At 65.2% G+C, this 7,196-nt stretch carries 9 protein-coding genes; 5 read left to right on the top strand and 4 right to left on the bottom strand.

The annotated features are described in order from the left end of the window. Positions 1-39: 39 nt before the first annotated feature. Positions 40-594, top strand: a complete 555-nt coding sequence (gene grpE / locus CF70_RS20105; RefSeq protein WP_035868503.1) for a nucleotide exchange factor GrpE — start codon at positions 40-42, stop codon at positions 592-594. Positions 595-683: 89 nt separating this feature from the next. Further along, positions 684-1,124 carry a thioredoxin family protein gene (locus CF70_RS20100; RefSeq protein WP_035868502.1) on the top strand — a complete coding sequence of 147 codons (441 nt, stop codon included), beginning with the start codon at positions 684-686 and terminating at the stop codon, positions 1,122-1,124. A 33-nt stretch (positions 1,125-1,157) separates the two neighbouring features. Here CF70_RS20100 and CF70_RS20095 read toward each other — a convergent pair whose 3' ends face one another. After that, entirely contained in the window at positions 1,158-2,471 is a 1,314-nt protein-coding gene (locus CF70_RS20095) for a phospholipase A (RefSeq protein WP_035868499.1), read from the bottom strand. Between the two features lie 138 nt (positions 2,472-2,609). Next, on the bottom strand, positions 2,610-3,041 hold the full coding sequence (locus tag CF70_RS20090; RefSeq protein ID WP_035868496.1) for a DUF1841 family protein: 432 nt from the start codon (positions 3,039-3,041) through the stop codon (positions 2,610-2,612). Between the two features lie 137 nt (positions 3,042-3,178). Between CF70_RS20090 and CF70_RS20085 the strand changes: the two genes are divergently transcribed. Together CF70_RS20085 and CF70_RS20080 are read left to right on the top strand one after the other, a co-directional pair. Further along, positions 3,179-4,123: a DMT family transporter gene (locus CF70_RS20085; protein WP_035868493.1), complete on the top strand. Its 945-nt coding sequence runs from the start codon at positions 3,179-3,181 to the stop codon at positions 4,121-4,123. A gap of 84 nt (positions 4,124-4,207) precedes the next feature. Continuing rightward, the gene (locus CF70_RS20080) at positions 4,208-4,795 is read left to right on the top strand and encodes a malonic semialdehyde reductase (RefSeq protein WP_035868490.1); all 588 of its coding nucleotides are present in this window, start codon (positions 4,208-4,210) and stop codon (positions 4,793-4,795) included. Positions 4,796-4,879: 84 nt separating this feature from the next. Here the strand turns inward: CF70_RS20080 and nth are convergent, their stop codons facing one another. Both nth and rsxB read right to left on the bottom strand, forming a co-directional pair. Then, positions 4,880-5,524, bottom strand: a complete 645-nt coding sequence (gene nth / locus CF70_RS20075; protein ID WP_035868487.1) for an endonuclease III — start codon at positions 5,522-5,524, stop codon at positions 4,880-4,882. Then, complete coding sequence (gene rsxB / locus CF70_RS20070) at positions 5,521-6,342, bottom strand: electron transport complex subunit RsxB (RefSeq protein WP_035868482.1); 822 nt, start codon at positions 6,340-6,342, stop codon at positions 5,521-5,523. Before rsxB ends, nth begins: the two co-directional genes overlap by 4 nt. A gap of 203 nt (positions 6,343-6,545) precedes the next feature. On the opposite strand from rsxB, the gene CF70_RS20065 reads away from it, so the two are divergent. Further along, positions 6,546-7,181 (top strand): TetR/AcrR family transcriptional regulator, encoded by a 636-nt coding sequence (locus CF70_RS20065; RefSeq protein ID WP_035868479.1) that lies wholly within the window; start codon positions 6,546-6,548, stop codon positions 7,179-7,181. The last annotated feature ends 15 nt before the right edge of the window (positions 7,182-7,196 follow it).

Genomic DNA, 7,196 nt, shown 5'->3' with positions numbered 1-7,196 from the left:
GACCAGGCAGGCCGCGTCCTTGTATTGATACGGATCGACATGGAAGAACAGAAGCAGACGCCACCCACCACGCCGCCGCTCACGCCCGCCAGCGAGGAGCTGAACACCGCCCCGGCCGGCCAGGCCGAGAACGCCGCTGGCGACGTGGCGGCCCAGTTGGCCGCGCTTGAAGCCAAGGCCAAGGAGCACTACGACATGTTCCTGCGGGCAACTGCCGAGGGCGAGAACATCCGCCGCCGCGCCCAGGATGATGTCACCAAGGCGCATAAATTCGCCATCGAAAGCTTCGCCGATTACCTGCTGCCCGTGATGGACAGCCTGCAGGCCGCGCTGGCCGATGGCTCAGGCGATATCGCCAAGCTGCGCGAAGGGGTCGAGTTGACAGCGCGCCAGCTCCTTAGCGCCTTCGAGAAGGGCAAGATCGTCGAACTGAACCCGGTCGGCGAGAAATTCGACCCGCACCGCCACCAGGCCATTTCCATGGTGCCCGCGCCGCAGGAACCCAACACCGTGGTCACGGTACTGCAGCGTGGCTACATGATCGCAGACCGCGTACTGCGTCCGGCACTGGTAACGGTGGCGGCGCCCAAGTAAGCGCAACGCCTCCGCTGTCCGCCCATTTGGCCGGCACAAGCAACGCCCGGTGCCGCTGGCCCGGGCGTTTTTCATTGCGGGAGAAGCTTATGTCCATCAAGCCAGGCAATACCGCCGCACCCGGCGCCGCTGCCGGCGCGGCGGCGCACCTGGATCACCGCGCCTTCGATGCATTTGGCATGCGCGAAGTAGCGAGTGACGACATTGATGCGGCCATTGCCGCTGCCGGCGACGCGCTCGTTTGTGTGTTCTTCTGGGGCGTGGACTGTTTTAACTGCGAGATGGCGAAGAAAGCCATGCTGGCGAATCCCGAGCCGGTGCGTGCCCTCGAACTGCACTGGCTGCATGCCAACGTCTATGCGCATCCCGAGTTGGGCAAGCGCTTCGGCCTGCATGGCATTCCCGTGTTCATGTTCTTCCACAAAGGCAAGAAGCTGGGCCGGGCCACCGGATGGCACGGGCAAGGCCAGTTTGCAGCGGCCGTAGCCAACGCCCGCCTGAAGGCCAGCGGCAAGCCGCTGGCGGGCTGAACGCGACCCGGGCCGTTGCGGACGGCGGCCAGCTCAGCGCGACAGTGCGTACCCTAGCCGGAATTGCCACGGCAGCTTGCGGTTGTAGTCCAGCAAGCTCTCGCCATAGCCGACAAAGTAGCCGGCCATCAGATATCCCGCCGTGCCCGGGATCAGGCGTGCCAGCGGGTAAGTCACCGCCGCGTCGACGCTGCCGTAGTACTTCTGCGTGCCCTTGCGCAGGGTGGCGGCAAATTCCCATGAGTCGGGCTTGCCGTAGGCCAGCTTCAGATCCATGTAGCCGCGGTAGCTGGCGATGTCGGGGTTGTCGTTCTTCTCGACGTAGTAATACAGCTTGGGCGAGATGCTCCAGTGCCAGTTGGTCAGGTCGCCCAGGTAGAAAGTGGGTTTGACGAACACGGTATTGATGCTGCGCGACTGGTCGCCATCACGGCCATTCGACTCGTGCTCCACGCCCGTTGCCAGCGAGAGCCGGCTGATGGCGCGGTTGTGCACGCCAGTGTCCGAGAGGTAATAGAACAGGCTCGGCCGATAGTTGGTGTCGCGGAAGGGGCGCGAATCGCCCGACAGATCCCACAGCGAAAACTGCGTGTAGCCGAAGTACAGGTTTTCAAGCAGGCCGCGCGAAGCCGGGTTCTCGCCCTGGTAGATGCGGAACTTGAAGCTGAACTGGAACTTCGCATTGGCGCCGTCGTGCGCACCCAGGATGAAATACATCGGGTCATTGAAGGTGAGCCGTCCCTGGTCGCGGAGGTCCGGTTGGACCGGCGCTGCCTGGCTGGCAGAAGCCACCGGAACGACCGGGACCACGGGGCTGGCGCCACCGGCGCTTGCCTCCGGCGCGGTTCCCGCTGGCGGTGTATTCGCGACCTGGGCCACGGGCGGATCATCCGCGCGCGGCGCGCGATTGAGCGTGACGAGAACCGGGGCGGCATCGATGTCAACCGGATCCAGCCGCACCAGGCCACGCAAGTTGGGTGGCAGTTCCGCGCCATATTCGATGGTGCGGTACTCTCCCTTGCGCAGTTTGATGGTCGACGGGCCGGCGGTGACGCGCCGCATGCCAAGCCGCACAGGTGCCTGCAGGTCCGCCGAAGCCATGACCTCAAGGGTTTCGGGCACGAGGAAACTGCGGTTGGCGCTATTGGCGCTCAGCAGCAGGGTCAGGGTCAGTGGCTTGGTGCCATCGACCACCTTTGGCGGTTGCAGCAAGGCGATGGCGGCTTGGCTGGACAAAGGCCAGCCGGCCGCGATGGAGATAGCCAGCAGGAGAGCGGGCCTCGCGCCGGGGAAGCGCCGGATGGGCGCGCCGGCACCCGCCTCCGGCTTGGACGTACTGGGTGGCATTGAGATCTGTGCGCCGCATTCACCGGAAGAAGTGATGCATGCGCTGCGTGATATTGCGACGCGGTAAAGCCTATCATGCTCCGCATCACGACTTTGTGATCATTTGTACGCAGCCCAGGTGAGTTTGCTCCATGCGCCTCAGCGGCTGGCGCGCCGCTGGATCGATGCGATGTATTGCTCGCCGTCGGGCGGCATGCCTGTGCGTTGCGCCTGCCAGAGCATTTCGCCCAGGCACTCCATCACCTGGTGCTGCGCCTCGTGGGGCGAATCCAGGCGCTGGGTCAGGGACTCGTAGGCCCGGCGGATGCCAGGAGGCTGGTCGATGGAAACCTGCTCGGAGATGGACAGGTGCATGGCCAGGTGCAGGAAGGGATTCGTCTGGCCGCCTTCAGGCGTGTAATCCTGGGTCAGCGCGCCTTCCGTGTCGGTGAGCAGGCTGTGATACTCGGGGTGCTCGCCGATCCAGTCGACTGCAATGACTTCGAGTGGCGTCAGGACATTGCCTGCGCGCTGCTTTTGCCATGCGTCGCAGAAAAAACGGCGGACTTCTTCGCGGGAGGGATTGAACATGATGCCGGTATTGTAAACGAGCTCTCCCGTCGCTGCAGCGCGGTTCGGCCGCCAGAGGGCTGCCCGAATCGGACCGCCAGCTACTAGAATGCGGCGTTGCCCGGTGTCGCCGGGCGTGTCCCCGACCGCGCACCACCATGTCTGCTTCCCGATCTTCCGCCACCGCTGGCCACCAGCCCGTCCGCAACGCCCGCGAGCAATTCGCCGGCGTGCTGCTGATCGCCCTGTCGGCCAGCGCCTTTGGTGCCATGGCGATATTCGCGCGCTTCGCCTACGAGGCCGGCACTGACGTCTACGGCTTGCTTGCGGTGCGCTTCGTGCTGGCGGCCGGCGCGCTGGCGCTGGCGATGCGCCTGCGCGGGGTTGGCATGCCGGGCTGGCGCAAGGTACTCGCGCTGGCCGCCATGGGCGGCATTGGCTATGTCGGGCAGTCGTTCTGCTTCTTTACCGCGCTCAACCATGCCCAGGCCAGCTTGGTGGCCTTGCTGCTTTACCTGTATCCGCTCTTCGTCACCATCCTCGCCGCCGTTTTCCTCAAGGAGCGCCTGAGCACGGCGTCCGTGATCGCGCTTGTGTTGTGCTCGGTCGGGGCGGGGCTGACCGTGGGCGGCGGCCAGGGCTCGGCGCTCGGCATTGCGCTGGGCCTGGCCTCGGCCGCGATCTACTCGGTCTACATCATCGTGGGCGCGCGCATTACGGCGGGCGTCAACCCGCTGGCGACCACTACCGTGGTGTGCAGCGCCGCGGCCGTGGTTTATGTCGTGGTGGGCCTGGTGCGTACCGGGGCGGGCGTGCCGCCTCAGTTCCCACAGAGCTTCGCGGGCTGGCTGGCGTTGCTGGCGATCGCATTGTTGTCGACCGTCCTGGCCATCCTGGCCTTTTTCGCTGGCCTGCAGCGGCTCGGCGCGGCACGGGCTTCGATGCTGTCCACGCTGGAACCCGTGGTGACAGTGGTGCTGGCCGCACTTTTGCTGGGGGAGCATGTCGGGCTGACGCAGGCGCTGGGCGGCGGGCTGATCCTGGCGGGTGTGTTGTGGCTGACGCGCAAGGGTGCCGGCGGCCAGGTTGTGCAACAGAATTGAACCCTTTGCTCAAATCGTCTGGGGGGAGGAGTGCGGCGATTTCGATACAATCCGGCTCTCACTTCTTGTTCAGGAACCGAACGCATGAAATCGATCGATCAGGCCGCTATCGCCCAGCTGTTCACCGAAGCCCGCACCCACAATGTGTGGCAAGACCGCAAGGTGGACGATGCCGCGCTCCATCAGATCTATGACGCGATGAAGTTTGGCCCGACCGCGGCAAACGGTTCGCCGGCACGCATCGTCTTCGTCAAGAGCGCCGCCGAGAAGGCGCGCCTGGTCGAATGCGTTTCCGCCGGCAACGTCGAGAAGACGCGCTCGGCGCCGGTTACCGCGATCGTTGCTTTCGATAACGACTTCCATGACCAGTTGCCCAAGCTGTTCCCGCACGCCGATGCCCGCTCGTGGTATGCCGGCCAGCCGGAGAAGATTGCCCGTGATGCGCTGATGAACAGCTCGCTGCAAGGCGGCTATTTCATCCTGGCCGCGCGTGCCCTCGGCCTGGATTGCGGTCCGATGGCCGGCTTCGATGCCGCGAAGCTCAATGCGGCCTTCTTCCCCGATGGCAAGTGGTCGGTCAATTTCCTGGTGAACCTGGGTTATGGCGAGGCCGACAAGCTGTTCCCGCGCAGCCCGCGCCTGTCCTTCGACGAAGCCTGCCGCATCGTTTGACCGGCCGCGCCTTCGCGGCGCCCACGGTGCAAGAAAAGACCCGCTTCGTGCGGGTCTTTTCTTGCCTGCCCGGCGCGCTCGCACTTAAATGCGCGGCGCCTCGGTCTTCTCGCGGTATTCGCAGAGCGGCTCGATCGCGCAGTGCCAGCATTCGGGCTTGCGTGCCTTGCACACATAGCGGCCATGCAGGATCAGCCAGTGGTGCGCATCGTGCAGGAATTCTTGCGGGACGATTTTGAGCAGCTTCTGCTCGACCACCTGCACGTTCTTGCCGGGCGCCAGCCCGGTGCGGTTGGCAACGCGGAAAATATGCGTGTCGACCGCGATGGTGGCCTCGCCGAAGGCGGTGTTGAGCACTACGTTGGCGGTCTTGCGGCCCACGCCCGGCAGGGCTTCGAGCGCGGCGCGGTCGCGCGGCACCTGGCCGCCGTGCTGCTCCACCAGGATGCGGCAGGGGGCGATGACATGCTTGGCCTTGGTCTTGTACAGGCCAATGGTCTTGATGTATTCGATCAGCCCTTCCTCGCCCAGGTCCAGCATCTGCTGCGGGCTGTGCGCCACCGGGTACAGCTTGCGCGTTGCCTTGTTCACGCCTACGTCGGTGGCCTGCGCGGACAGCAGCACCGCGATCAGCAACTCGAACGGCGAGCTGTACTCCAGCTCGGTGGTGGGGGTCGGGTTGACTTCGCGCAGTGTCTCGAACAAGGCGCGGCACTTGGCTGCGTTCATTGGTCCTTGGTGGCTGGGTTGGCGCCGGTCGTGGCGCCAGGATCGGCCGGGCCTGGCTCGCCCAGACCCGCCTTGGCCCGGCGGGCTTCGGCTGCATCGATCTGCGCCTGCACGGCAGGGGAGACGTTTTCAGTATTGCGCGGCTTGACGGCTTGCTGCTTCAGGCGCGCACGTTCGATGGCGGCCTGGATGATGGCCTGCTTGCGCGCCTGCGCCGCCCGTTCCTCCTCGCTCTGCGCGGTCTCGGCCTGCAGCGCTTCCAGCTTGGCGGCTGCCTTGGCCGCGAGGCGCGCATCATTCTCCTCACGCTCGCGCACCAGCCGAGAGCGGCGCCCCAAATAGCGCGCGTGGGCTTCGTCAGCTTGTTCCTGCGACCACGCGGCCCAGCCGGTGCGTTCGGCGGTGACGGGAACCATGGCGATGCAGTCAACGGGGCAAGGTGCCACGCAGAGATCGCAACCGGTGCACCAGTCTTCCAGCACCGTATGCATCTGCTTGGGCGCGCCGACGATGGCATCGACCGGGCAGGCCTGGATGCACAGCGTGCAGCCGATGCACAGCGCTTCGTCGATCACCGCCACCGCGCGGGCCTGTTCCATGCCGCGCACAGGGTCCAGCGGCAGCACCGGGGTGCCCAGCAGAGCCGACAAGCGGCGGATGCCCTCGGCCCCGCCCGGCGGGCAACGGTTGCAGGCCGCGTCGCCCGCTGCCATGGCTTCGGCATAGGGGCGGCAACCATCGAAGCCGCACTTGGTGCACTGGGTCTGCGGCAGCAGGGCTTCGAGGCGATCGGCGAGGGTCGGGCGGTTGGCAGTCACAAATATTCTGGGGTTTGCGGGGGCAGCCAGGCGCTGCTCTCTTTTTCCTGCCCGGCGGGCAGGCCGGCTGGAACGGGTGCGCGGCAGGGATTATCCCCGATTTCGCCGCAGTGCAGAAACGCGAGATGATGCGCCCTTTGTCGGGGCCGCTGCGCGCAAGTTGCCCTGTGCCATAATCCGCGCAACGATTCACCAGCCGTCGCATGCGAAACGAAACCAGAACCAAGCGGGACCCCGAAGGAACGCGCCGCCGCATCCTGGATGCGGCCACCGAGGAATTTGCCAAGGGTGGACTGGCCGGCGCACGCGTCGACCAGATCGCGCGCCGCGCCGAGACCAACGAGCGCATGCTGTATTACTACTATGGCAGCAAGGAAGGCTTGTTCCTGGCCGTCCTGGAAAAACAATATGCGGAGTTTCGTGCCGCGGAGGAGCAACTGCATATCGTCGAGGAAGACCCGGTGGCCGCCGTACGTACCCTGGCCCGCTTCGTGTGGGACTGGTACTACCGCAATCCGGAGTTCATCCGCCTGGTCAACAGCGAGAATCTTCATGAGGCCCGCCACCTGAAGAAGTCCACGCAGCTGCACCAGTTGATCAACCCGGTGGTCAATGTGCTTGCCGATATCGTCAAGCGGGGACAGAAGAAGGGCGTGTTCCGCGACAATGTCGACGTCTCGCAGCTCTACCTGACCATTTCGGCGCTGGGTTACTACGTGCTTTCCAACCGTTACACCATCAGCGCCGTGATCGGGCGCGATGTGGCGGCCCAGGACGAGCACGAGCGTTTCGCCGAGCTGCACACCGAGATGTTGCTTTCCTACCTGGAACGCCGCTGAACTTTGCCGCTGCGA

Source organism: Cupriavidus sp. SK-3, assembly GCF_000611145.1.
In the GTDB taxonomy this organism is placed as follows: Bacteria; Pseudomonadota; Gammaproteobacteria; order Burkholderiales; family Burkholderiaceae; genus Cupriavidus.
Note: the sequence above shows the minus strand (reverse complement) of the source record. Positions and strands in the feature narration are given on the sequence as shown.